We start from the raw sequence: 24,167 nt of genomic DNA, 5'->3' as shown, positions 1-24,167 counted from the left end.
TCCGATCCCGACGGCCGAGAGGGACGTTCGCCATGGTGGACGCCCCTCCCGGTCCGTTAGGCGCCCAGGCCCGGGGTACCGACGCCGAGCGGCGCGCTCGACGCGGTGACGGGAACGGGCAGCGCGCTGCCGCCGTCGAGGTACTCGTCCACCGCTGCCGCGCAGGAGCGGCCCTCCGCGATCGCCCACACGATGAGCGACTGGCCGCGGCCGGCGTCACCCGCGACGAAGACGCCGGGGACGGACGTGGCGAAGGTCTCGTCGTGGACGACACGCCCACGATCGTCCACGGCCACGCCCAGCTGGTCCAGCAGGCCCTCGCGCGGGACCCCCTGGAAGCCGATGGCGATGAGGACGAGCTGGGCGGGGATAAGTCGCTCGGTGCCCTCGACGGGCGTGGTGGAGCGGTCGGCGTGGCGCACGACCTCGACCATGCGCACGTGGGTCACCTGGCCCTCACCCGCACTGCCGTCGGAGACGAACTCGAGGGTCGCCGTCCCGAAGATCCGCTCCCCGCCCTCCTCGTGGGAGGTGGAGACCGTGAAGACGCGCGGGTCCATCGGCCACGGCTCCCCCGGCGCCCGCTCCTCACCGCGGCGGACGTTGATGTCGATCTGGGTGACCGAGCGCGCGCCCTGGCGGCGGGCCGTGCCGAAGCAGTCGGAGCCGGTGTCGCCGCCGCCGATGACGACGACGTCCTTCCCGGCCGCCGTCACCTGGTCCGGGACGTCGTCGCCCGCGACGGCACGGTTGGACTGGACGAGGTAGTCCATCGCGACGTGGATGCCACCGAGCTCACGGCCCGGGACGGGCACCTCGCGCGGCACGGTGGCCCCGAGCGCGAGCACGACGGCGTCGTACCGCTCCCGCAGCTCCTCGCCGGTGACGTCGGTGCCGACGTCGACACCCGCCCGGAAGACCGTGCCCTCGGCCTCCATCTGCGCGATGCGGCGCTCGACCTGGGTCTTCTCCATCTTGAAGTCCGGGATGCCGTAGGTGAGCAGGCCGCCGACGCGGTCGTCCCGCTCGAGCACGGCCACGGTGTGGCCGGCGCGGGTGAGCTGCTGGGCCGCGGCCAGGCCGGCCGGGCCGCTGCCGACGACGGCGACCGTGCGGCCGGTCTGCCGGTCCGGCACCTGGGGGGTCACCAGGCCCTGGTCCCAGGCGGTGTCCGCGATCGACTGCTCGATGTTCTTGATCGTCACCGCGGGCTGGTTGATACCGAGGACGCACGCGCTCTCGCAGGGTGCCGGGCACAGGCGGCCGGTCCACTCCGGGAAGTTGTTCGTCGCGTGGAGCCGGCCGATGGCCCCCTCCCAGTCCTCGCGGCGGGTGAGCTCGTTCCACTCCGGGATGAGGTTGCCCAGCGGGCACCCGGCGTGGCAGAAGGGCACGCCGCAGTCCATGCAGCGGGTCGCCTGGCGGGTGAGCGCCGCCGCGTCCTCCTGCCGCCGCTCGTAGACCTCACGGAAGTCGAGGATGCGGACCGGGACCGGGCGGCGGGCGGGCAGCTCCCGCTCGCGGTAGGTGAGAAAACCGCGGGGGTCAGCCATTGGACACCTCCAGGATGGTGCTCCACACGTCCGGGGAGCCGGCGTCCAGGCCCTCCTGGGCGGCGTCGGCGAGGGCGGCGGAGACGGCCGCGAAGCGGCGGGGCAGGACCTTGGTGAAGCGGGCGCACGCGGCGTCCGCGGCGGCGAGGAGCTCGGCGGCCACGGCCGAGCCGGTGTGCTCGTGGTGGCGGCGGAGCAGGTCGAGGACGATCGAGCGGTCCTCGGCGTCGAGCTCGGCAAGGAGGAGCTCGCCGTCGGCCACGGCCGGGGCGTTGACCCGCCCGCGGTCGAGGTCGAGGACGTAGGCGGTGCCACCGGACATGCCGGCCCCGAGGTTGCGGCCGGTGGGCCCGGCGATGAGCACGGTGCCGCCCGTCATGTACTCGAGGGCGTGGTCGCCCACCCCCTCGACGACGGCGGTCGCGCCGGAGTTGCGCACGCAGAAGCGCTCGCCGACCCGGCCGGAGAGGAACAGCTCCCCGGAGGTCGCGCCGTAGCCGATGACGTTGCCGGCGATGGTGTTGTCCGCAGCGACGAGCCGCGACTCCTCCTCGGGCCGGACGACGACACGGCCGCCGCACAGGGACTTGCCGACGTAGTCGTTGGCGTCGCCGAGCAGCCGCAGGGTCACCCCTGGGGGCAGCAGCGAGCCGAAGGACTGCCCGGCGGTGCCGCGCAGGGTGATGTCGACGGTGCCGTCGGGCAGGCCGGCGGCGCCGTGGCGCTTGACGATCTCGTGGCCCAGGCGGGTGCCGACGGTGCGGTTGACGTTGCGCACGGGCAGGTCGAGACGAACCGGCACGCCGTCGTCGAGGGCGGGACGGGCCTGCTCGATGATCGTGACGTCCAGGCTCTTGTCGAGCCCGTGGTCCTGCGCGCGGACGCGGCGGCGGGCGGTGCCGGGTGCCGGGTCGATGCTCGCGAGGATGGGCGAGAGGTCGAGGCCGGCCGTCTTCCAGTGGCCGAGCGCGGCGTCGGTGTCGAGCAGGTCGACCCGGCCCACGGCCTCGTCGAGGGAGCGCAGCCCGAGGGAGGCGAGCAGCTCGCGGACCTCCTCGGCGATGAACTCGAAGAAGTTGACGATGTGCTCGGCCCTACCAGTGAAGCGCTCGCGCAGCTCGGGGTTCTGCGTCGCGATGCCGACCGGGCAGGTGTCCAGGTGGCACACCCGCATCATGATGCAGCCGGCGACGACGAGCGGCGCCGTCGCGAATCCGTACTCCTCGGCGCCGAGCAGCGCCGCGATGACGACGTCGCGGCCGGTCTTGAGCTGGCCGTCGGTCTGGACGGTGATCCGGTCGCGCAGGCCGTTGACGATGAGCGTCTGCTGGGTCTCGGCCAGGCCGAGCTCCCACGGGCCGCCCGCGTGCTTGAGCGAGGTGAGCGGGCTCGCGCCCGTGCCGCCGTCGTGCCCGGAGACGAGGACGACGTCGGCGTGCGCCTTGGCGACGCCCGCCGCGACCGTGCCGATGCCGACCTCGCTGACGAGCTTGACGTGCACCCGCGCCTCGGGGTTCGCGTTCTTGAGGTCGTGGATGAGCTGGGCGAGGTCCTCGATCGAGTAGATGTCGTGGTGCGGCGGCGGGGAGATGAGCCCGACGCCCGGCGTGGAGTGCCGGGTGCCGGCGACCCACGGGTAGACCTTGGTGCCGGGCAGCTGGCCGCCCTCACCGGGCTTGGCGCCCTGGGCGACCTTGATCTGGATGTCGTCGGCGCTCGTGAGGTAGTCCGCCGTCACGCCGAAGCGGCCGGAGGCGACCTGCTTGATCGCCGAGCGGCGCCGCGGGTCGTGCAGCCGGTCGGTGTCCTCCCCGCCCTCGCCGCTGTTGGACTTCGCGCCGAGGGAGTTCATCGCGATCGCGAGGGTCTCGTGCGCCTCGGCGGAGATCGAGCCGTAGGACATCGCGCCGGTGGAGAAACGCTTGACGATCTCGCTCACCGGCTCGACCTCGTCGAGCGGGATCGGGGCGCGCTCGCGGAGGCGGAACAGGCCGCGCAGGGTCATGAGCCGCTCGGACTGCTCGTCCACGCGCCGCGTGTAGTCACGGAAGATGTCCATCCGGCGGGTCCGCGTCGCGTGCTGGAGGCGGAAGATCGTCTCCGGGTCGAAGAGGTGCGGCTCGCCGTCCCGGCGCCACTGGTACTCCCCGCCGGTGCGCAGCTGGCGGGAGGCGGGCGAGATGCCCGACGGCGGGTAGGCGGTCGCGTGCCGGGCGGCCACCTCCGCGGCGAGGACGTCCAGGCCCACGCCGTCGAGCGGGGCAGGCGTCCCGGTGAAGTAGCGGGCGACGAGCTCGCGGGACAGGCCGAGGGACTCGAAGACCTGCGCGCCGCGGTAGGAGGAGACCGTCGAGATCCCCATCTTGCTCATCACCTTGAGCACGCCCTTGCCGAGCGCCCGGATGACGTTCGAGACGGCCTGCTCCGGCGTGAGGCCGGTGACGACGCCGTTGTGGACGAGCTCCTCGGCGCTCTCCATCGCGAGGTAGGGGTTGACCGCCGCCGCGCCGTAGCCGACGAGGAGCGCGACGTGGTGGACCTCGCGCACGTCCCCGGCCTCGACGAGGAGGCTGACCTTGGTCCGGGTGCGCCGGCGCAGCGTGTGGTGGTGCACCGCGGCGGTGAGCAGGAGCGAGGGGATCGGTGCGAGGGCCGCGGTCGAGTGGCGGTCGGACAGGACGATGAAGCTGGCGCCGTTCTCGATCGCCGCGTCCACCTCGGAGAAGATCTCCTCCAGCCGCTGCTCGAGCGCCGCTCCCCCGCCGGCCACCGGGTAGAGCCCGGAGACGACGACGGAGCGCAGGCCCTTGCCCGCGCGTGCGCTGCCGACGTGGGCGATCTTCGCGAGCTGGTCGTTGTCGATCGTCGGGAAGGGCAGGACGAGCTTGCGGGCGTGCTCGGGCACCTCGGCGAGCAGGTTCGGCTCCGGGCCGATCGCCCCGCCAAGGGAGGTGACGAGCTCCTCGCGGATCGAGTCGAGGGGCGGGTTCGTCACCTGGGCGAACTGCTGGGCGAAGTAGTCGAAGAGCAGCCGCGGGCGCGTGGACAGCACGGCCAGCGGGGTGTCGGTGCCCATCGAGCCGAGCGCCTCCGCGCCGGTGAGCGCCATGGGTGCGAGGAGGATGCGCAGCTCCTCGTCGCTGTAGCCGAAGACCTGCTGGCGGCGCACGACCGAGGAGCGCGAGTGCAGGACGTGCTCGCGGTCGGGCAGGTCGGCGAGGTGGAGCGTGTGCTCGGCCAGCCAGTCGCCGTACGGGGCGGCTGCGGCGAGCTCGTCCTTGAGGGCCTCGTCGTCGACGACCTCGCCCGCGGCGGTGTCGACGAGGAACATGCGGCCCGGCTCGAGGCGGCCCTTGCGCACGACGGTCGCGGGGTCGATGTCGAGGACGCCGGACTCCGAGGCGAGCACGACCAGACCGTCCTCGGTGACGACGTACCGGGCCGGGCGCAGACCGTTGCGGTCGAGGACGGCGCCGATGAGGGTGCCGTCGGTGAAGGTCATCGCCGCCGGGCCGTCCCACGGCTCCATGATCGTCGCGTGGTACTCGTAGAAGGCGCGGCGAGCCTCGTCCATCTCGGCGTGGTTCTGCCACGCCTCCGGGATCATCATGAGCACCGCGTGGGGCAGCGAACGGCCGCCGAGGTGGAGCAGCTCGAGCACCTCGTCGAAGGAGGCGGAGTCGCTCGCGCCGGGCGGGCAGACCGGCAGCAGCGGCTCGAGGTCGCCGAGCAGCTCGCTGGACGCGACGCCCTCGCGTGCCCCCATCCAGTTGCGGTTGCCGCGCACCGTGTTGATCTCCCCGTTGTGGGCGACCATCCGGAAGGGCTGCGCCAGCGGCCAGGACGGGAAGGTGTTCGTCGAGAAGCGGGAGTGGACGAGCGCGAGGGCGCTGACGAGGCGCGGGTCGCGCAGGTCCGGGAAGAAGTCGGCCAGCTGCGCCGTCGTGAGCATGCCCTTGTAGACGAGCGTCCGGGAGGACAGCGAAGCGAAGTAGACGCCGAGCTCGTGCTCGGCGCGCTTGCGCAGCCGGTAGGTGAGGCGGTCCAGGGCGACGCCGGAGCGCTCGCCGTCCGCGTCGGTGACGAGGAGCTGGCGGAAGGCGGGCATGGTCGAGCGCGCCATCTGGCCGACGATGTGGTCGACGACGGGCACCTCGCGCCAGCCGAGCACGCGCAGGCCCTCCTCGCCGGCGATGCGCTCGATGCTCGCGACGGCGGCGGCGCGCTCCGTCGAGGCGCCGTTCCCGCCGGGGAGGAAGGCCAGCCCGACGGCGTAGTGGCCCGGCTCGGGCAGGGCGAAGGGCAGCTCGGCGCGCAGGAAGGCGTCGGGGACCTGGAGGAGCATCCCGGCGCCGTCGCCGGTGTCCTGCTCGGCGCCGACGGCGCCACGGTGGTCGAGGTTGGCGAGGGCCGTGAGAGCCGCATCGACGATGTCGCGGCCCGGGGTCCCACGCAGTGTGGCGACGAAGGCGACGCCGCAGGCGTCGTGCTCGTACGCGGGGTCGTAGAGACCCTGGCGGGGCGGCGCCCCCGGCTGCGGCGTGGTTCCGTGGATCGGGCCCATGGTGCATTCCCCTTGCTGTGCGACTGTCTTGACCAGAAGTGGGGCACCGTTGACCCAGCCAGCGGGGACTTTACTCCTCGGTTACCCCCTGATGAACGAGATGGCCCCCAACACGCCCAATGTCTTGCATCGTGGACAGGTGTGCGCCGCCCTCACGGGCAGGGTGCGCCGATCTCGCGCCCAGGTCCAGGGCTGCGCCCGCTGCTCGACAGGTGTCCCGGCGTGTTGCGGGCTTGTTGCGCCGGGCAGGGAACGACGAGAGCCGGGCCCCCTTGCGGGGACCCGGCTCGTCGGTGGGCGGCTCAGCGACCGCCGGCCTCCAGCTGGAGGATGCGGCCGAGGAGGCCGTTGACGAAGCGCGGCGACTCGTCGGTGGACAGCTTGGTGGCCAGGGCCACCGCCTCGTCGACGGCGACGGCGCCGGGGACGTCGTCGTTGAACACGACCTCCCACACGCCCAGGCGCAGGATGGCGCGGTCGACGGCAGGCATCCGCGGCAGCGTCCAGTCCTGGGCGTAGGTGGTGATGAGCTCGTCGATCTCGGTGGCGTGGTCCGCCACGCCCTCGACGATCTCCACCGCGTACTGCGGGAGCGCGGTCTGCGCGGCGGTGTGCTGGAGGCGCTGCGCGAGGAGCTCGCGCAGCTCCACCTCCCACCCGGCCAGCGCCCGCTGGTCGGCCTCGTAGAGGACGTCGACGGCGCGCGTGCGCGCCTTGCTGCGTGCTGCCATGTCAGTCGTTCACGCGGCCGAGGTACTCCCCGGTACGCGTGTCGACCTTGATCTTGGTCCCCTGCTCGAGGAAGAGCGGCACCTGGACCTCGTAGCCGGTCTCGACGGTGGCAGGCTTGGTGCCGGCCGAGGAGCGGTCGCCCTGGAGGCCCGGCTCGGTGTAGGTGATCTCGAGGACGACGGAGGCGGGCAGGTCGATGTAGAGCACCCGGCCCTCGTGCGTGGCGACGGTCGCGATCTGCCCCTCGAGAAGGAAGTTCGCGGCGTCCCCGACGATGTCGGCACCGACGAGGATCTGGTCGTAGGTGGAGGTGTCCATGAACACGTAGTCCGCACCGTCCTGGTACAGGTACTGCATGTCACGGCGGTCCACCGTGGCCGTCTCGACCTTGACGCCGGCGTTGAAGGTCTTGTCGAGGGTCTTGCCGGAGAGCACGTTCTTGATCTTGGTCCGCACGAAGGCGGGGCCCTTGCCGGGCTTGACGTGCTGGAACTCGACGACGGACCAGAGGTTCCCGTCGATGACGAGCACCATGCCGTTCTTGAGGTCGTTCGTGGTGGCCACTGAGTTGTCCTTTCGAGAGAGCGGCAGTCAGCCTAACGCGTCGAGCACCCGCAGACCCAGCACGGCGCACGCCCCGGCCCACGTGTAGGAGGTGAGCGTGCCGATGATGAAGCGCTCCGCGGCGGGGCTCACGTGGTCGGGGCGACTCTCCCGCAGCTCCGGGTAGCGCCCCAGGCCCTTGATCGCGAGCACGACGGCCACCCCCTCCGGGAGCCCGGCCATGACCGTGCCGGTGATCGCGGCGCGCTCGAGCATCCCGATCCACGTGCCTCCGCGCAGCACCCCGTTGCCGGGCGGGCCGGACTCCACCCGGCGCAGCACGAGCCCGGTCACCCACCGCCCGAGAAGGACGGAGACGAGGAGCGCAGCGGTGACGACACCGGCACCGGCCCAGCTCATGCCGCCTCCCCCGCCGTGGTGAGCAGGCGGGCCGCCAGCGGGTGCAGGCGGGCCTCCTCCTGCCACAGCGCGGCGTCGAGCCGCTGGCTGACGGCCTGGGCGCTGATCCCCAGCCGCTCGGCGACCGCCCGCTGGGTGCCGAGCTCCTCGAGCAGGTCGACAACCTCCCAGCCGGCGTCGCTGCGACGGCGGACGACGGCGGCGAGCAGCTGGAGCAGCGCCTCGGCCTCCTCGGCCGCCGCGGGCGAGGCGCCGTCGACGGCGAGCGGCACGCTCACCGCGCGACCACGCGCACGCTCGACGGCGGTGCGGGCGTGGATGAAGGCCTCCCCCGAGCTGGCGGGGGCGGACGCGGCCAGCGGCTCGACGACCGCACCGGCACCGATGCCCACGCTCCAGCCACCCAGCCGCTGGAGCAGCAGGGCGAGACCGACGACGGCGCGCGCGTCGGAGAGCACGCCCTGGACCTCGTCGCCGACCGTGCGCTCGACGGGCAGCACGAAGGGGTCGGCCGGCTGCCGCTCGCGCCAGGCCGCGACCGCCTCGAGAAGCGCCGGGACGGCGTCACCGCGGGTGCGGCTCGCCTTCTGGTCGACCGTCACGACGAACATGACACAAGGCTAGACACTTGATGTTCACCGATCAAGGGCTCAGCCTTTGGCAAGGGCGGCGTAGGCCGTCTCGAGCAGCGCGGGGTCGGGGCCCTCGAGGCGTCCGGGGTGCCCGATGCCGTCGAGGACGACGAGGCGCAGGGTCGTGCCGCGGGTCTTCTTGTCCCTGCCCATGGCCTCGAGCAGCTGCGGCCACCGGTCCTGGCGGTAGGTGGTCGGCAGGCCGAGAGAGCGCAGGACGTCGCGGTGCCGGGCGACGTCGGTGTCGCCGAGCCGGCCGGCCGCGCGGGCGAGCTCGGCGGCGAAGACCATGCCCACCGCGACGGCGTCCCCGTGCCGCCAGCGGAAGTCCTCGCTCAGCTCGATGGCGTGGGCCAGGGTGTGCCCGTAGTTGAGGAACTCCCGGCGCCCGGCCTCGCGCAGGTCGGCGGAGACGACCTCCGCCTTGACCTCCACGGCGCGGCGGACGAGCTCGGCCAGCACGGGCGAGCCCGGGTCGCGCGCGGCGGCACCGGCGTCCGCCTCGACGAGCTCGAGGATGCGAGGGTCGGCGATGAAGCCGCACTTGACGACCTCCGCCAGCCCTGCGGCGTGGTCCTCGGGCGGCAGCGTGGCGAGGGCGTCGAGATCGCAGACGACGGCGCGCGGCGAGTGGAAGGCGCCGACGAGGTTCTTCCCCTCCGGCGTGTTGATCGCGGCCTTGCCGCCGACGGCGGCGTCCACCATGCCGAGAAGGGTCGTGGGGACGTGGACGACGGCGACCCCGCGCAGCCACGAGGCCGCGACAAAGCCGGCGAGGTCGGTCGCGGCGCCGCCGCCGAGGCCGACGACGAGGTCCTGCCGGGTGAAGGCGGCGCGGCCGAGGCGTGACCACAGCTCGGCGAGGACGTCGACGGTCTTGGCCGCCTCGCCGTCGGGCACGAGCGCGGGGTGCACCTCGTGACCGGCCGCCTCCAGTGCCGCCCCGAGGCGGGCTGCCTGGTCCGCGAGCGGTCCCTGGTGGACGAGCAGCACGCGGCGGGGCTCGGACCCGACGGCGCTCACCACCTCGCCGTCGAGGCCGCGGCCGATGACGACCTCGTACTCGTGCTCGGCCCGCACCCGCACCCGCGCCTCTGTCATGCGGCGTCCCGGGGGACGAGGTCGCCCCGCTCGAGCGCCTCGGCGACGAGCGTGGCGAGCCGCTCGACGGGCTCGGTGTCGGTGTCGACGGTGAGGCCGGCGACCTCCTGGTAGAGCGGGCGCCGGGCGTCCATGAGGGCCTTCCACCGGGCGCGGGGGCTCTCGACGAGGAGCGGCCGGGCGCCGGAGAGGCCGACCCGGGGCAGCGCCTTGGCCATGGACACCTCGAGGTAGACGACGGGCACGGAGAGGAGCACCGCGCGCGTGTCGGGGTGCTCGACCGCTCCCCCGCCCAGTGCCACGACGCCGTCGTGCTCGGCCAAGGCCCGCAGCACCGCCGCGTGCTCGAGCTCGCGGAAGCGGGGCTCGCCGTCCTCGATGAAGATGTCGCTGATCGTGCGCCCCTCGAGGCGCTCGACCTCCTCGTCGGTGTCGAGCAGCTCGACGCCTAGGCGCCGGGCGAGCTCGAGTCCCACGGTGGTCTTGCCGGCGCCGGGCGGCCCGACGAGGACGACGCGGGCTCGGGAGACGGTCTGGCTCATCGCATGCTCTCCGGGATCGACTCGAGGTAGGCGCGCAGGTTGCGGGAGGCCTCGGCGACGGAGTCGCCGCCGGTCTTCTCCAGCAGGGCCTCGGCGAGGACGAGGGCGACCATCGCCTCGGCGACGACGGCGGCCGGGGCCACCGCGCAGACGTCCGAGCGCTGGTGGATCGCCGTGGCGGCCTCCCCCGTGGTGACGTCGATGGTCTGCAGGGCGCGCGGCACCGTGGAGATCGGCTTGAGCGCGGCGCGCACGCGCAGCACCTCGCCGTTGCTCATCCCGCCCTCGACGCCGCCGGCGCGGTTGGTGGTGCGCTGCACGCCGTCGGCCCCGCGGACGATCTCGTCGTGGGCGACGGAGCCGCGACGGCGTGCGGTGCGGAAGCCGTCACCGATCTCGACGCCCTTGATCGCCTGGATGCCCATGACGGCGCCGGCGAGGCGGGCGTCGAGCTTGCGGTCCCCGTGGACGAAGGAGCCCAGGCCCGGGGGCAGGCCGTAGGCGAGGACCTCGACGACCCCGCCGAGGGTGTCCCCGTCCTTGCGGCAGGCGTCGATCTCCTCGACCATCGCGGCGGAGGTGGCGGGGTCGAAGCAGCGGATCGGGTCAGCGTCGAGCGCGGCGACGTCGTCCGGCCCAGGGGCGGGGGCCTCCTCGGGCACGTCGACCGGACCGACGGCGACGACGTGGGAGACCAGCCGCACGCCGGCGACCTGCTCGAGCACGGCGGCCGCGACGGCGCCGAGCGCGACGCGCGTGGCCGTCTCGCGGGCGCTGGCCCGCTCGAGCACCGGGCGGGCGTCGTCGAGGGCGTACTTCGTCATGCCGACGAGATCGGCGTGGCCGGGACGCGGCCGGGTGAGGGGCCGGTTGCGGGCGATCTCCCTGGTGTCCCCGGTACCGGCATCCACCTCGAGGAGGCTGGGGTCGACCGGGTCCGCCGACATGACGGTCTGCCACTTGGGCCACTCGGAGTTGCCGATCTCGATGGCGACGGGCCCGCCCATCGTGCGGCCGTGCCGGACGCCGCCGAGCAGGCGGACCTCGTCCTGCTCGAACTTCATCCGGGCGCCGCGGCCGTAGCCGAGCCGGCGCCGCGCGAGCACGGTGCGCAGCTCCTCCGTGCTCAGTGCCACCCCGGCCGGCACCCCCTCGACGACACCGACGAGGGCCTCGCCGTGGGACTCACCTGCTGTCAACCAACGCATGTCCGGCATCCTGCCACGGCCCGCCGACACGACCCCGGCGCGTCCGGCAGACGGCGCGGCTCACAGGCCGACGACGGGCCCCAGCCGCACCGTGACGGCACTGGCGACGGCCGCACCGAGGAGCATCCACGGACCGAAGGCGATCGCCGTCGTGCGCGTGGCGCGGCCGGCGACGATGAGGACGAGCCCGGCGACCCCGCCGAGGACGAAGCCCGCGAGGGCCCCGAGGACGACGGCGCCCCAGCCCAGCCACCCCAGCCACGCGCCCAGCACCGCCGCGAGCTTGACGTCGCCCATGCCGAGCCCGGCGGGCCGCAGCAGGGCGAGGACGAGGTAGCCCAGGCCGCTCGCCACCGCGGCGAGGGCCGCCCGCAGCAGGCCGTCCCACGCGCCCGTGGCGAGGGCGGCGACGGTCAGGAGGAGCGTGAGGGCGACGGCGGTGGGCGCGAGGACGGCGTTGGGCAGCCGGTGGCTGGCGAGGTCCTCGGCCGCGAGCAGCACCCCGGCGACGGCGAGGAGCAGCGCCGCGGGCAGGTCGGGCCGCCAGCCGTGGACGAGCAGCGTCACGAGGACGGCGACGACGCAGGCCGCAGCGAGGACGCCCGGGGCCTGCCACCGGGTGGCGGCCGGCTCAGCCGGCACGGAGGGCCAGGGCGTCGGTGAGCGCCGCCCGCATGGCCTCGAGCGGCGCGGGACGCCCGGTCATGAGGCGCACCTGCTCGGCCGCCTGGTGCAGGAGCATGGCCCAGCCAGGGGCGACGGTGCCGCCGCCGGCGGTGAACCCGGCGGCGAGGCGGCTGGGCCACGGGTCGTAGGCGACGTCGAGGAGCACCCGCCCGGCCGTGCCGCCGCGCGCCGCGAGGTGGTCGCCGAGCTCGTCCCCGGCGTGGGCGGGCAGGGTGGAGACGGTGACGTCCGCGCCCAGGACGGCCTCGGCGGCCTGCTCGACGGCCGTCCACCGGCGCAGCGTCACGTGGACGCCCATCCGGTGCGCGGCGCGCTGCAGCGCCCCGGCGCGGGCGGGGTTGCGGACGAGGACGAGGGAGTCGGTGATCCCGAGCTCGGCGAGGGCCGCGAGCGTCGACGCGGCGGTCGCCCCGCCCCCGAGGACGACGGCGCCGCTCGGGCGCCACTCCTCCCGGGCGGCGGCCTCGCGCAGGGCGGCGACGACGCCGTGGACGTCGGTGTTGGCGCCGACGACGAGCCCGGGCTGGACAATGAGCGTGTTGACGGCGCCGACGACCTCGGCGAGGGGGTCGACGACGTCGGCCACCTCGAGGGCGACGTGCTTGAGCGGCATGGTGAGCGAGAGCCCGGCCCACTCCCCGTCCAGCGCCGCGACGACGCCGGCGAGCTCGGCGTCGTCGACCTCCGCGAGGCCGTAGACCCAGTCGAGGCCGAGCGCTGCGTAGGCGGCGCCGTGGAGGACCGGGGACAGCGAGTGGGCGACGGGCTTGCCGAGCACGGCGGCCCGGCGCGCCCCGGCCGGCAGGGCGCTGGCCGGGTACACGTCGTAGGTGGGCAGCGCGGGGCCGCCCGGCTCACCGCCGCTCACGTCAGCCCTCGTCGGCGTTCTCGGAGTACCAGCGACGGAACTCCGCCCGGTCCTCCTGGAACTGCTCGTAGTCGGCGCTGAACCGCGTCTCCCCCGTGTCGAGGTTCACCGTGACGAAGTAGCACCAGTCACCCTCCGGCGGGTTGAGGACCGCCTCGATGGCCCCGGAGCCTGGGGCGCCGATCGGGGTGGGCGGCAGACCGGGGTGGATGCGGGTGTTGTACGGGTTGCTCGCGTCCTCGAGGGCCGCAGCGTCGGGTACGCCAGTCAGTCCCAGGCCGTAGTTCACCGTGGAGTCCATGCCGATGAGGCCGTCGCCACTGCAGTTCTGCAGGCGGTTCTCCAGCACCCGCGCAACCTTGCCGCGGTCCTCGTCGTGAATCACCTCGTGCTCGATGATCGAGGCCCGGGTGAGCACGTCGTGCTGGCGCTCCGCAGGCACCCCGAGCGACTCGAAGGTGGACTTCGTCTGCTCGACCATTGCCGCGAGGATCTCGGTGGCGCCCGCGTCGGGCTCGAGGGTGTAGGTCGCGGCCGCGAACCAGCCCTCGGGATTCTCGGCGGCGTGGGCGGGCAGCCCGATCGCCTCGCGGTTCGCGGCGGCCGCCTCGACCTCCTCGAGGGGGATCTGGGCGACGCTGGCGATGCGCTCGTAGATCTGGGAGGCGCGCCAGCCCTCGGGCACGGTGATGCGCAGCTCCGACTTGTTCGCCGGGTTGAGGAGCGCGTTGAGCGCGTCGACGGCGCGCATCTCGGCCATGAGCTCGTAGGTTCCGGGCTGGATCTGGGCGGCGTCCGGGTTGGCGCTGAACGCTTCGACGAAGGCCTGCCGGGAGGCGACGACGCCGGCCTCGGTGAGCGTGTCACCCATCGCGGTGCCCGTCGCGCCCTCCTCGATGACGACGGAGACGCTGCCCGAGCCGGGGCCGGGGAAGTCCTCCGCGCTGGTCTCCTCGCCCCCGTCGAACAGGGTGCGGAAGGCGACGAAGACACCGACTGCGAGAGCGGCGACGAGGAGCAGGCTGAGCACGACGGCGATGGCGGTCCGCCGGCGGCGGCGCCGCTTGCGCTCGGCGCGGTCACGGCGCGCCGACCGTCGCTCGGCGGGCGCGCGGGGCTCGGGCTCGTCGGCCAGCAGCGCCTGGTCGAAGAGGTCGCTCACGACTCAGCCTCCGTTCCGTGGTCGACGAGCTCCCCCGCCGGGTGACCTGTCCGGCGCTCCTGGTCCAGGGCTGCCTGGAGGATCATGACGGCGGCGACCTGGTCGACCACCGCCCGGTGGCGCCGCCCCGGGCGGCCCGACCGGTGCAGCGCCTGGTGGGCACTGACGGTCGTCAGCCGCTCGTCGACGAGCCTGACGGGCACGGGGTCGCACACTCGCGCCAGCTCCTCAGCGTACTCCCGCGCCAGCGCGGCGGCATGCCCTTCGGCGCCGGACAGCTGGCGCGGCAGACCGACGACGACGGCCGTGGCCCCCGACTCGCGGACGACCTCGGCCACGCGCGCCAGCTGGGTGGCACGCTCACCGGTCACGGTCTCCACGGGGGTGGCGAGCAGCCCGTCGGCGTCGCTGCGCGCGAGACCGACCCGCACCGCACCGACGTCGACGCCGATGCGGGGGCCGCGCGCGAAGGCCGGAGCCTGGTCACTCATCGAGCGACCACGCCCCTCACGTCGGCCAGCACGCCGTCGAGGGCTGCCGGCACCGCCGCCGGGTCGGTGCCACCGCCCTGGGCGACGTCGTCCTTGCCACCACCGCCGCCGCCGAGGCGTCCGGCGGCGCCGCGCACGAGCTGACCGGCCCGCAGGCCCGCCTCGCGCGCGCCGGCGTTCGTGGCGACGACAACCGACGGGCGGCCGTTGCTCGTGCCCGCGACGGCGACGACGGCGGGACGCGCGTCCCCGAGCCGTCCCCTGACGTCGAGGGCGAGGGTGCGCAGGTCGTCTCCCCCGGCGACCTCACCGGCGTCGTGGACGACGACGAGGGTGCCCTCGACGTCCTGCGCGGAGTCGACGAGCGAGCCGGCGCCGGCGAGGAGCTGCTGGCGGCGCACCGCGGCGAGCTCCTTCTCGGCGGCCTTGAGCCGGCTCATGAGGGAGGAGATGCGCTCGGGCAGCTCCTCGGGGCGCCCGCCGAGCAGGCTCGTCACCTGGCCGACGAGCGCGTGCTCGCGGGCCTGGAAACCGTAGGCGCCGGCCCCGACGAGCGCGTCGACGCGGCGCACGCCCGAGCCGATGGAGGACTCCCCGAGGAGCGTGACCCGGCCGATGTTGCCGGTGCGCGGCACGTGGGTGCCCGCGCACAGCTCCTTGGACCAGTCGCCACCGATGGACACGACCCGCACCCGCGAGCCGTACTTCTCCCCGAAGAGAGCCATCGCGCCGGACGCCTTGGCGTCCTCGATGTCCATGATCTCGTCGGTGACCTCGAGGTCCTCGGCGAGGAGCGTGTTGACCCGCTCCTCGATCTCGCCGATGACGGCGGCGGGCACCTGGCTGCCGTGGCGGAAGTCCAGGCGCAGGCGCGAGGGCGCGTTCTCCGAGCCGGCCTGCGTGGCCTGCTCGCCGAGGGACTCGTGCAGCGCCTTGTGGACCATGTGGGTGGCCGAGTGGGCGCGTGCGATCGCGATGCGGCGGTCGGTGTCGATCGCCGCGACACCGGTCTCGTCGAGGGTCACTGTGCCCTCGGTGAGCCGGCCGCGGTGGACGACGAGGCCCTTGACCGGGGCCTGGACGTCGTCGACCGTGACGATGCCGCCGCCCTGGAGCCGGATCGTGCCCTGGTCGGCGAGCTGGCCACCGGCCTCGGCGTAGAAGGGCGTGCGGTCGAGGACGACCTCGACGTCGGCGGGCGCCGTGGCGGCCGGCACCGGCTGGCCGTCGACGAGGAGGCCGACCAGCCGGGCCTCCGCCGTCGTGTCGGTGTAGCCGAGGAAGATCGTGCTGCCGCCCAGGCGGTCCTGGAGCTCGCGGTAGTGGGCCGGGTCGACGTGACCCGACTTCTTCGCCAGTGCGTCGGCGCGGGCGCGCTCGCGCTGCTCGGCCATGAGGTCCCGGAAGCCCTGCTCGTCGACGGCCACGCCCTGCTCGGCGGCCATCTCGAGGGTGAGGTCGATCGGGAAGCCGTAGGTGTCGTGGAGCGCGAAGGCGTCCGTTCCCGGCAGCTGGGCGCGGCCGGTGTCGCCGGCGGCGGCCTTGGCGCGGCTCACCGCGGTGTCGAGGATGGTGGTGCCGGCGACGAGGGTGCGGCGGAAGGCCTCCTCCTCGCCGTAGGCGACGTCGCTGATCGTCGCGAAGTCACGCTCGAGCTCGGGGTAGGACGGGGCCATCGCGTCCTTGACCACCGGGAGCAGCTCGGGCAGCACCGGCTCGTCGACGCCGAGGAGGCGCACCGAGCGGACCGCGCGGCGGATGAGACGGCGCAGGACGTAGCCGCGGCCGTCGTTGCCCGGGCGCACGCCGTCGCCGATGAGCATGAGCGCGGAGCGGACGTGGTCGGCGACGATGCGCATGCGCACGTCGTCCTCCTCGTCGGCGCCGTAGCGGCGGCCGGTGAGCTCCTGCGTCGTCGCGATGAGGGGGTAGACCTCGTCGGTCTCGTACATGTTCGCCTTGCCCTGCAGCAGGTAGGCGATGCGCTCGAGACCGGCGCCGGTGTCGATGCTCTTGTGCTCGAGCTCGCGCAGCAGCGGGTAGTTCTTGCCGGTGCCCTCACCGCGCAGGAACTGGTCGAAGACGAGGTTCCAGATCTCGAGGTAGCGGTCGCCGCCCGGGTCCACGGTGCCGCCCTCGGCCTCGGGGCCGAACTCGGGGCCGCGGTCGTAGTGGAACTCGGCGCAGGGGCCGGCGGGGCCGGGCTGGCCGGTGTCCCAGAAGTTCTCCTCGCGGGGCAGGCGGACGATGTGCCGCTCGTCCACACCGATCGCCTTGAGGGCGGCGTGGGCCTCGGTGTCCTGGTCCCAGGTCGTCACCCACAGGCGGTCGCCGTCCAGCCCGTAGCCGCCGTCGGCCTGGGAGGTGGTGAGGAGGTCCCAGGCGTAGCCGATCGCCCCCTCCTTGAAGTAGTCACCGAAGGAGAAGTTGCCGTTCATCTGGAAGAACGTGCCGTGGCGCGTGGTGCGCCCGACGTTCTCGATGTCGTTGGTGCGCAGGCACTTCTGGACCGAGGCCACGCGCGGCCACGGCGCCTCCTGCGTCCCGACGATGTACGGGATGAAGGGCACCATGCCGGCGATCGTGAAGAGGATCGAGGGGTCCGGCGACACGAGCGGCACGCTCGGCGCGATGTGGTGGTCGTGCTTGGCGAAGTACTCGAGCCAGCGGGAGCGGATCTCGGCGGTGCGCAATGGGACCTCGGGGGAAGGGTCGGAGGGGACGGAAGGTCAGTGGTGGTCGGCGCGGGTGCGGGCGGCGGCCGCGACGACGGCGTCGTCGGGCAGCAGGCGCTCGCGCAGCTCGGCCTCGCGCTCGGCGTAGTCGGTGCGGAAGCCCTCGACGCGGGACCGCACGCCGGCGGCGACGGACCCGAACCGGGCGCCCACCCCCCGACGCACACCGGGGGCGGCGAGCACGACGACGGCGAGGACGACGACGCCCACGACGGCGGTGCGACGCATCACGCGCCTCGCCGGAAGGCCCGCCGCACGGCGTAGGAGAAGGCGGCGACCTTGATGAGCGGGCCGCCCACGGTCGCGGAGACGAGCGTCGTGAGGGCCGAGACGTTCTGCGAGACCTCGGTGGCGGCGGTGGTCACGGCGTCGACCTTCGCGAGCTGGGCGTTGCTCGCCGCGATCGTGGCGGCGGCCTCGTCGACGACGGGCAGGGCGTGGGCGGTGACCTCACGGACCGAGTCGGTCGCGGCGTCGAGCACCTTGCCGACCTTGAGGAGAGGGACGGCGAGGAAAGCCACGAGCGCGAGGAACGCGACGGCGGCCACGATCCCGGCGATGTCGCCGATGTTCATCTGCAGGCTCCTTGGGCTGGCGGGTGTGCGCTGCGGGCAGGCTACCCGGAAATGTCCGCGCCCCGGGTACCGGCGGGGCCGGCGCCCGGGGCGCGGTGACGGGCAGGGTGGGTCAGCGCGAGTAGTACTCGACGACCAGCTGCACGTCGCAGGTCACGGGGACCTCGTCGCGCTTGGGGCGACGGACGAGCTGGGCGCGCAGCTTCTCCAGCGCGACGTCGAGGTAGCCCGGGACATCCGGCAGGACGTCGCGGTGCGCACCGGCGGCGGCGATCTGGAAGGGCGTCATGGTCTGGCTCTTCGGCTTGACCTGGATGACCTGGCCCGGCTTCACGCGGAAGGAGGGGCGGTCGACGAGCTTGCCGTCCACGAGGATGTGGCGGTGCACGACGGCCTGGCGGGCCTGGGCGATCGTGCGGGCGAAGCCGGCGCGCAGGACGAGGGCGTCCAGACGCATCTCGAGCAGCTCGACCAGCGACTCACCGGTCAGGCCGGACTCCTTGCGGGCCTCCTCGAAGGTGCGGAGCATCTGCACCTCGCGCAGGCCGTACTGGGCGCGCAGACGCTGCTTCTCCTTGAGGCGGACGGCGTAGTCGGACTCGGTCCGACGACGGGCGCGGCCGTGCTCACCGGGCGGGTAGGGGCGCTTCTCGAAGTGCTTGACCGCCTTGGGGGTCAGCGCGATGCCGAGGGCGCGGGACAGGCGCACCTGGCGGCGCGACCGTGCCTGGTTGTTCTTGCTCATGCGTGTACTTCCTGTCGTTGTGACGTCACGCGTGCGGGAGATCTCCCGCCGCGCGGGGCCGACCATGAAGGCTGGGACCCCAGGTGGCTGCCCGAAGGCAACCGGACAAGACTACCAGCGCCCTCCCCCGCTCCGGGGAGCCCCCCTGTGACCTCCACCGCACCCGGGCCCCGCCCCAAACCCCGCCGACAGCACAGATACCGCCGACAGCACAGTTATCGCCGAGAGTACAGATATCGCCGAGAGGGCGACGGCGCGTCAGCCGTTGTCGAGGATGTCGCGGATGCGGTCGAGGCGGGTGGCGATGTCGCGCTCCAGCCCACGCGGGCGGGGCTCGTAGTAGCGGCGCCCCACGAGCTCGTCGGGCAGGTACTGCTGGGAGGCGATGGCGTGGGGGACGTCGTGGGCGTAGACGTACTCGGTGCCGTGGCCGAGCTTCTTCGCCCCCGCGTAGTGCGAGTCGCGCAGGTGCGGCGGGACGGGCCCGGCCTTGCCGGCCCGGACGTCGGCGATGGCCTCGCCGATCGCGCGGTAGGAGGCGTTGGACTTCGGCGCCGTCGCGACGTGGACGACGGCCTGGGCCAGGACCAGCTGACCCTCGGGCATCCCGATAAAGGCGACGGCCTCCGCGGCGGCGACGGCGGTGTGGAGCGCCGTCGGGTCGGCCATGCCGACCTCCTCGGCCGCCGCGATGACGATGCGGCGCGCGATGAAGCGGGGGTCCTCCCCCGCGACGATCATCCGGGCGAGGTAGTGGAGCGCGGCGTCGACGTCGGAGCCGCGCATCGACTTGATGAAGGCACTCGTGACGTCGTAGTGCTGGTCGCCGTCGCGGTCGTAGCGGACGGCCGCGACGTCGATGGCACGCTCCATCGTCGGGAGGTCGATCTCGCCGTCGTCACCAGCGGCGCCCGCGGCCGCCTCGAGGATGGTGAGCGCCTTGCGCGCGTCGGCGCCGGCAAGCCGCACGAGGTGGTTGAGCGCGTCGTCGGCGAGCTCGTACCGGCCGTCCAGGCCGCGCTCGTCGGCCAGTGCGCGCGCCACGAGGGCACGGATGTCCTTCTCCTCGAGCGGCTGGAGGGTGAGGAGCAGGGAGCGGGACAGGAGCGGGGAGATGACGGAGAAGCTCGGGTTCTCCGTCGTCGCCGCCACGAGCGTGACCCAGCCGTTCTCGACCGACGGAAGGAGAGCGTCCTGCTGGGTCTTGGAGAAGCGGTGGACCTCGTCGATGAACAGGACGGTCTCCCCGCCGGTGCTCACCAGCCGGCGCCGGGCGTCCTCGACGACCTGCCGGACGTCCTTGACGCCCGCCGTCACCGCGGACAGCTCGACGAAGCGGCGACCAGAGGCGTGCGCGACGAGGTAGGCGAGCGTCGTCTTCCCGGTGCCCGGCGGGCCCCAGAGGATGACCGAGGAGGCACGGGAGCTGCCGCCCGGCTCGACGAGCCGCCGCAGCGGAGCGCCCTGCTTGAGGAGGTGCTCCTGGCCGACCACCTCGGCGAGGGAGGCGGGACGCATCCGCACGGCGAGCGGCGCGTCCGGACGAGCGGCGGGGGTGCCGGCGTCGTCGGCGCCCACGGAGTCGAAGAGGTCCACGGTCGGAGCCTACGTCGGGCCACCGACTCGGGCGCCGACGAGGAGTCCGGCTGTCGGCGGTCAGTGCACTGCCGGCGGTAACTGTGCTGTCGGCGCGGGAGAGGTACCGCTAGATGCGGGCGCCGCGGGCGCGGCGGCGGGCGCGGCGCTCCCAGCGGTCCATCTCCGAGCGCAGTGGCGAGGCGCTGAACTCCCCCAGCGTGACGCCGGCCGCGAGGGCCAGGCCGATCGACAGCGCCCGGATCGCCAGCTGGCCGCCGCCGATGACGTCGCCGCCCTCGATGAAGTCGAACATCGCGGCGTAGATCGACAGGCCGGGCAGCATCGGGGTCACGCCGCACACCGAGACGACGAGGCTGGGCAGCCGGCCGCGATCCCCGATGACCCCGGCGAGCAGGCCGACGAGCAGCGCCGCGAAGAACGCGGCACCGGCCGGCCCGAGCCACAGCGCGTCGACGCCGTAGTAGACCCCCGCCGCGACCGCGCCGACGAGCGAGATGAGCCAGATGTTCGCCGCCCGGGTGTAGGACGCCACCGCCCACGACCCGGCGATGACACCGCCGCAGACGACCTGCACGAGCCCCGGCGGCGCGTTGCCGAAGACGTCGCCGATGTACAGCGGCACGCCCAAGCGCCGCCCGAGGTCGAGGACGAAGCCGATCCCCACGACGAGACCCACCGTGTAGAGCGCCACCTCGAAGGACTTCGCCGCCGCGGTGAGCGGGTATCCGGAGATCGCGTCCTCGGCCGCGCCGACGAGCTGCATCCCGGCCAGCAGGACGACCATCCCGGAGGCGACGACGAGGGAGGGGGGAAGCACGGACCTGTCCCAGCCGAACAGGTCCTGGCCCCACAGGATCGCGATCGCCACGAGCGTCGCGATGGCCGCGCCCGTCGCCTGCTGGAAGAGGTAGGGCAGGCCCCAGCGGCGCAGCACGCGCAGCACCCGGTCGATGAGCGCCGTCGTCGCGGCGGCGACGGCGGCGACCAGCCAGCCGCCCCCGAGCAGGCCCGCCACCCCGGCCGCCATGACGCCGAGCGCGAGGGTGACGACCCAGCGCCGGTAGGGGTGCGGGGAGTCGAGGACCTCCTCCAGGCGCGTGTGGGCACGCTCGAGCGGCAGGTGCCCGGCCGCGGCGGCGTCGACCATCGCGAAGAGGTCGGCGAGCCGGCTGTAGTCGGAGGTGCGCACGTTGATGACCCGCATCTTGGTGATGGGGTCGTCGTCGCGGTCGATGGACGCCGAGATCGAGATGAAGGTGATGTCGACGTGGCAGTTCGTCACGCCGTACGCGGCGGCCAGGCGCAGGAGGGCGGCGGTGACGTCCGCGACGGGCGCACCCGTCGCGATCATCGCCTCACCCACCCGCAGGACGAGGTCGAGGACCGAGCGCTCGGTCTCGGCGGTGAGCTCGGACTGGCGGCGCCGGGCGGAGATGGCGAGCGTGGGCGGGCCGCTGCCGGCCACCACCCGACGGGCGCGCTCACGCAGGATCGACTCACGGCGGACGTGGCCGGCAGCGCGGGGCGGGTCGAGGGATGCGGTGTCGGGTTCGGGAGTCGTCGCCACGACGACGACGCTACGTCACGCGGCCAACGCCGACGACGTGGACGTGCCGGTTCGCCCGCGCGCGCGGTGAGAGACTGGTCGCCGTGTTCGATCCACTCGCCCGCGGCGTCATCCGTCGCCCCCGCACGACCCTCGCCGTCTGGGCGGTCCTCGTCGTGACCTGCCTCGCGCTGGCCCTCGGAGTGATCGGCGAGGGCCTGTTCCCGCGCCTGCACTCCGGTGAGCCGCGGGTCCCCGGCGCCGAGAGCCAGGAGGGGCGCGACATTCTCGAGGCCTCCGCCGAGGGCGGAGAGGAGGTCACCCTCTTAGTTCAGGGCACCGACCTCACCGACCCCGCGGTCGTCGAGGGGCTGGCGGCCGAGCTCATCCCCGTACGTCAGGAGGTCGAGCGCCTCGATGGCGTCGCCTCGGTCATCGACCCGTTCCTCTCCCCCGAGGGCCCCTCCGACCCGCTCGTCGCCTCCCTCGTGTCCTCCGCGGAGGACGGCTTCCTCCTCATCGCCGAGCTCGAGCCCGACCTCGAGGACGACACCGCCCGCACCGCCGTCGAGAACCGGCTGGAGGAGGTGCCTGCCGAGCTCACGGAGGTCGCCCCGGAGGCCACCGGTCTCGTCTCGAGCACCGAGCGCATCGTCTCGGCGGTCACCGGTCAGGTGGAGGCCGACCTCGTGCGCGGCGAGGCGATCGCACTGCCGCTGTCACTCGTCGTCATGGTCGTCGTCTTCGGCGGCTTCCTCGCCGCCAGCATGCCGCTCGTCGGCGCCCTCGCCTCCATCGCCGGCGGCCTCGGCGCCCTCCTCGGCTTCGCGCAGGTCATCGACCTCGACGCCGTCGTCGTCAACGTCGTCACGGTCCTCGGCCTGGGCCTGTCCATCGACTACGGGCTCCTCATGGTCTCGCGCTACCGGGAGGAGGTCGCCGACCTCGTCGCCTCGACGGCCAGCACCGGCCTGCCGCTGCGCCGGCGCAAGCGCCGCGCCCACGGGCGCGCCGTCGTCGAGGAGGCGGTGCGCAGGACCGTCCTCACCGCGGGGCGCACGGTGACCTTCTCGGCGGTGACGATCGCCGTCGCCGTCAGCTCCCTCATGGTCCTCTCCCCCGACATCCTCCGGTCCCTCGGTGCGGCGGGGGTGTCCGTCGTCGTCATCGCGCTCGCCTCGGCGCTCACGCTCGTGCCCGCGCTGCTCGTGCTCCTCGGCGGCCGGCTGCAGCGGCCCTCGCTGCTCTCCCGCGTCCCCGCGCTCGACCGCCAGCTCGCGCGGCTCGGCGACGTCGCCCCCGAGAACGGTGTCTTCGCGCGGCTGGCCCGCGGTGTCCACCGGCGTCCGTGGTTCGTCATCGTCGGGGTCGTCGCCGTCCTCGGCCTGCTCGCCTCGCCCGTGCTCGGCCTGCAGCTGCGCAACTCGACGACGGACCTCATCCCCGCGAGCTCGGACCAGCGGGAGTTCATCTCCGTCCTCGGGGAGAACTACCCGGCGGCGACCACTCCGCCCGTCCTCGTCGTCGCCGAGACGGACGTCGAGACGGCCGACGCCTGGGCGCAGGAGGAGGTCGCCGGCCTGCCGGACGTCACCGGGGCCATCAGCACCGGCACCACGGGCGAGCATACCGTCGTCGGCGTCGAGATCGACTCGACCGACGCCGGGGGCGAGGTCGCGACCGACGTCGTCACGGCCGTGCGCGCGCTCGACCCGCCCTTCCCCACGTGGGTCGTGGGCCAGGCCGCCAACCAGGTCGACTTCCTCGGCGCCGTCGCCGACGGGCTGCCCCTGGCCGGCGGCCTCGTCCTGCTCGCCGTCGCCGTCCTCCTCTTCCTCATGACCGGCTCCGTGCTCATCCCCCTCAAGGCGGTCGTCGTCAACGCGCTCGGCCTCGCGGCGGCGCTGGGCGTGACGACGTGGGTCTTCCAGGAGGGGCACCTCGCGGACCTCCTCGGCTTCACGCCGATCGGCGGGCTGGAGACCTACGTCGTGGTCGTCGTCGTCGCCTTCGGCTTCGGCCTGGCGATGGACTACGAGGTCTTCCTCCTCGCGCGGATCAAGGAGTACTGGGACGCCGGCCACGACAACGACGCCGCCGTCGAGCAGGGGCTGCAGCGCTCCGGGCGGATCATCACCTCGGCGGCGCTCATCATCACCCTCGTCTTCCTCGGCTTCGTCGCCGGGGAGCTCATGGTCATCAAGCAGGTGGGCCTCGCGCTGGCGGTGACCGTGCTGATCGACGCGACGCTCGTGCGCATGCTGCTCGTCCCCGCGACGATGACGGTGCTCGGCCGGTGGAACTGGTGGGCTCCGGCGCCGCTGCGTCGCCTCCACGAGCGCATCGGCATCACGCACTGACGGGGGCGGCCGCCGGGCCGTGCCACAAACGCGGCCGTCAGGGGCCGGCGACGAGGGCTGAGCCTTGCCGGATCGCGCCTCCGGGCCTCGTGCGCGCCCGTTTG

The 24,167-nt window shown here is 73.7% G+C and carries 20 protein-coding genes; 1 reads left to right on the top strand and 19 read right to left on the bottom strand.

Annotated features, from left to right (window positions below):
* Positions 1 to 56: 56 nt before the first annotated feature.
* The 19 genes from AA0005_RS09580 to AA0005_RS09490 all read right to left on the bottom strand — a co-directional run bounded on the left by AA0005_RS09580 (position 57) and on the right by AA0005_RS09490 (position 21,724).
* Positions 57 to 1,553 (bottom strand): glutamate synthase subunit beta, encoded by a 1,497-nt coding sequence (locus AA0005_RS09580; protein WP_413449945.1) that lies wholly within the window; start codon positions 1,551 to 1,553, stop codon positions 57 to 59.
* Positions 1,546 to 6,117, bottom strand: a complete 4,572-nt coding sequence (gene gltB, locus AA0005_RS09575) for a glutamate synthase large subunit (RefSeq protein WP_413449944.1) — start codon at positions 6,115 to 6,117, stop codon at positions 1,546 to 1,548. The genes AA0005_RS09580 and gltB overlap by 8 nt, the downstream gene beginning before the upstream one ends.
* Positions 6,118 to 6,419: 302 nt before the next feature.
* Positions 6,420 to 6,848, bottom strand: coding sequence for a transcription antitermination factor NusB (gene nusB, locus AA0005_RS09570; RefSeq protein WP_413449943.1), 429 nt, complete (start codon positions 6,846 to 6,848; stop codon positions 6,420 to 6,422).
* A gap of 1 nt (position 6,849) precedes the next feature.
* On the bottom strand, positions 6,850 to 7,413 hold the full coding sequence (efp, locus tag AA0005_RS09565; RefSeq protein WP_413449942.1) for an elongation factor P: 564 nt from the start codon (positions 7,411 to 7,413) through the stop codon (positions 6,850 to 6,852).
* A gap of 27 nt (positions 7,414 to 7,440) precedes the next feature.
* Entirely contained in the window at positions 7,441 to 7,812 is a 372-nt protein-coding gene (locus tag AA0005_RS09560; protein ID WP_413449941.1) for a hypothetical protein, read from the bottom strand.
* Entirely contained in the window at positions 7,809 to 8,423 is a 615-nt protein-coding gene (locus AA0005_RS09555; protein ID WP_413449940.1) for a hypothetical protein, read from the bottom strand. The genes AA0005_RS09560 and AA0005_RS09555 overlap by 4 nt, the downstream gene beginning before the upstream one ends.
* Positions 8,424 to 8,462: 39 nt before the next feature.
* Complete coding sequence (gene aroB / locus AA0005_RS09550) at positions 8,463 to 9,545, bottom strand: 3-dehydroquinate synthase (RefSeq protein WP_413449939.1); 1,083 nt, start codon at positions 9,543 to 9,545, stop codon at positions 8,463 to 8,465.
* Positions 9,542 to 10,087: a shikimate kinase gene (locus AA0005_RS09545; RefSeq protein ID WP_413449938.1), complete on the bottom strand. Its 546-nt coding sequence runs from the start codon at positions 10,085 to 10,087 to the stop codon at positions 9,542 to 9,544. The genes aroB and AA0005_RS09545 overlap by 4 nt, the downstream gene beginning before the upstream one ends.
* Entirely contained in the window at positions 10,084 to 11,295 is a 1,212-nt protein-coding gene (gene aroC / locus AA0005_RS09540) for a chorismate synthase (RefSeq protein WP_413449937.1), read from the bottom strand. Before aroC ends, AA0005_RS09545 begins: the two co-directional genes overlap by 4 nt.
* A gap of 60 nt (positions 11,296 to 11,355) precedes the next feature.
* Complete coding sequence (locus AA0005_RS09535) at positions 11,356 to 11,937, bottom strand: prepilin peptidase (RefSeq protein ID WP_413449936.1); 582 nt, start codon at positions 11,935 to 11,937, stop codon at positions 11,356 to 11,358.
* A complete protein-coding gene (locus tag AA0005_RS09530) occupies positions 11,927 to 12,850 on the bottom strand; it encodes a shikimate dehydrogenase (RefSeq protein WP_413449935.1) in 924 nt (307 codons plus the stop codon). Before AA0005_RS09530 ends, AA0005_RS09535 begins: the two co-directional genes overlap by 11 nt.
* A 1-nt stretch (position 12,851) precedes the next feature.
* A complete protein-coding gene (gene mltG, locus AA0005_RS09525) occupies positions 12,852 to 14,012 on the bottom strand; it encodes an endolytic transglycosylase MltG (protein WP_413449934.1) in 1,161 nt (386 codons plus the stop codon).
* Positions 14,009 to 14,503: a Holliday junction resolvase RuvX gene (ruvX, locus tag AA0005_RS09520; RefSeq protein ID WP_413449933.1), complete on the bottom strand. Its 495-nt coding sequence runs from the start codon at positions 14,501 to 14,503 to the stop codon at positions 14,009 to 14,011. Before ruvX ends, mltG begins: the two co-directional genes overlap by 4 nt.
* Positions 14,500 to 17,196: an alanine--tRNA ligase gene (gene alaS / locus AA0005_RS09515; RefSeq protein WP_413449932.1), complete on the bottom strand. Its 2,697-nt coding sequence runs from the start codon at positions 17,194 to 17,196 to the stop codon at positions 14,500 to 14,502. Before alaS ends, ruvX begins: the two co-directional genes overlap by 4 nt.
* Positions 17,197 to 17,232: 36 nt before the next feature.
* Complete coding sequence (locus tag AA0005_RS09510; RefSeq protein ID WP_413449931.1) at positions 17,233 to 17,466, bottom strand: hypothetical protein; 234 nt, start codon at positions 17,464 to 17,466, stop codon at positions 17,233 to 17,235.
* A complete protein-coding gene (locus AA0005_RS09505) occupies positions 17,466 to 17,813 on the bottom strand; it encodes a DUF948 domain-containing protein (protein ID WP_110851041.1) in 348 nt (115 codons plus the stop codon). Before AA0005_RS09505 ends, AA0005_RS09510 begins: the two co-directional genes overlap by 1 nt.
* A gap of 112 nt (positions 17,814 to 17,925) precedes the next feature.
* Entirely contained in the window at positions 17,926 to 18,558 is a 633-nt protein-coding gene (gene rpsD / locus AA0005_RS09500) for a 30S ribosomal protein S4 (protein ID WP_413449930.1), read from the bottom strand.
* A gap of 258 nt (positions 18,559 to 18,816) precedes the next feature.
* Positions 18,817 to 20,154, bottom strand: a complete 1,338-nt coding sequence (locus AA0005_RS09495) for a replication-associated recombination protein A (RefSeq protein WP_413449929.1) — start codon at positions 20,152 to 20,154, stop codon at positions 18,817 to 18,819.
* 109 nt (positions 20,155 to 20,263) lie between these two features.
* Positions 20,264 to 21,724, bottom strand: a complete 1,461-nt coding sequence (locus AA0005_RS09490; RefSeq protein ID WP_413449928.1) for a threonine/serine ThrE exporter family protein — start codon at positions 21,722 to 21,724, stop codon at positions 20,264 to 20,266.
* 83 nt (positions 21,725 to 21,807) lie between these two features.
* Between AA0005_RS09490 and AA0005_RS09485 the strand changes: the two genes are divergently transcribed.
* On the top strand, positions 21,808 to 24,063 hold the full coding sequence (locus AA0005_RS09485; RefSeq protein ID WP_413449927.1) for an MMPL family transporter: 2,256 nt from the start codon (positions 21,808 to 21,810) through the stop codon (positions 24,061 to 24,063).
* The last annotated feature ends 104 nt before the right edge of the window (positions 24,064 to 24,167 follow it).

Origin of the sequence: Georgenia phoenicis (assembly GCF_047302425.1) — a bacterium.
GTDB lineage: Bacteria > Actinomycetota > Actinomycetes > Actinomycetales > Actinomycetaceae > Oceanitalea.
This window is presented reverse-complemented; position numbering and strand designations above follow the sequence as displayed.

Bases quoted from the DNA above. Each gene is read 5' to 3' on its own strand.
- AA0005_RS09580 (WP_413449945.1), bottom strand. From the start codon at position 1,553: ATGGCTGACCCCCGCGGTTTTCTCACCTACCGCGAGCGGGAGCTGCCC.
- gltB (WP_413449944.1), bottom strand. From the start codon at position 6,117: ATGGGCCCGATCCACGGAACCACGCCGCAGCCGGGGGCGCCGCCCCGC.
- nusB (WP_413449943.1), bottom strand. From the start codon at position 6,848: ATGGCAGCACGCAGCAAGGCGCGCACGCGCGCCGTCGACGTCCTCTAC.
- AA0005_RS09560 (WP_413449941.1), bottom strand. From the start codon at position 7,812: ATGAGCTGGGCCGGTGCCGGTGTCGTCACCGCTGCGCTCCTCGTCTCC.
- AA0005_RS09555 (WP_413449940.1), bottom strand. From the start codon at position 8,423: ATGTTCGTCGTGACGGTCGACCAGAAGGCGAGCCGCACCCGCGGTGAC.
- aroB (WP_413449939.1), bottom strand. From the start codon at position 9,545: ATGACAGAGGCGCGGGTGCGGGTGCGGGCCGAGCACGAGTACGAGGTC.
- AA0005_RS09545 (WP_413449938.1), bottom strand. From the start codon at position 10,087: ATGAGCCAGACCGTCTCCCGAGCCCGCGTCGTCCTCGTCGGGCCGCCC.
- aroC (WP_413449937.1), bottom strand. From the start codon at position 11,295: ATGCGTTGGTTGACAGCAGGTGAGTCCCACGGCGAGGCCCTCGTCGGT.
- ruvX (WP_413449933.1), bottom strand. From the start codon at position 14,503: ATGAGTGACCAGGCTCCGGCCTTCGCGCGCGGCCCCCGCATCGGCGTC.
- AA0005_RS09510 (WP_413449931.1), bottom strand. From the start codon at position 17,466: ATGCGTCGCACCGCCGTCGTGGGCGTCGTCGTCCTCGCCGTCGTCGTG.
- AA0005_RS09505 (WP_110851041.1), bottom strand. From the start codon at position 17,813: ATGAACATCGGCGACATCGCCGGGATCGTGGCCGCCGTCGCGTTCCTC.
- rpsD (WP_413449930.1), bottom strand. From the start codon at position 18,558: ATGAGCAAGAACAACCAGGCACGGTCGCGCCGCCAGGTGCGCCTGTCC.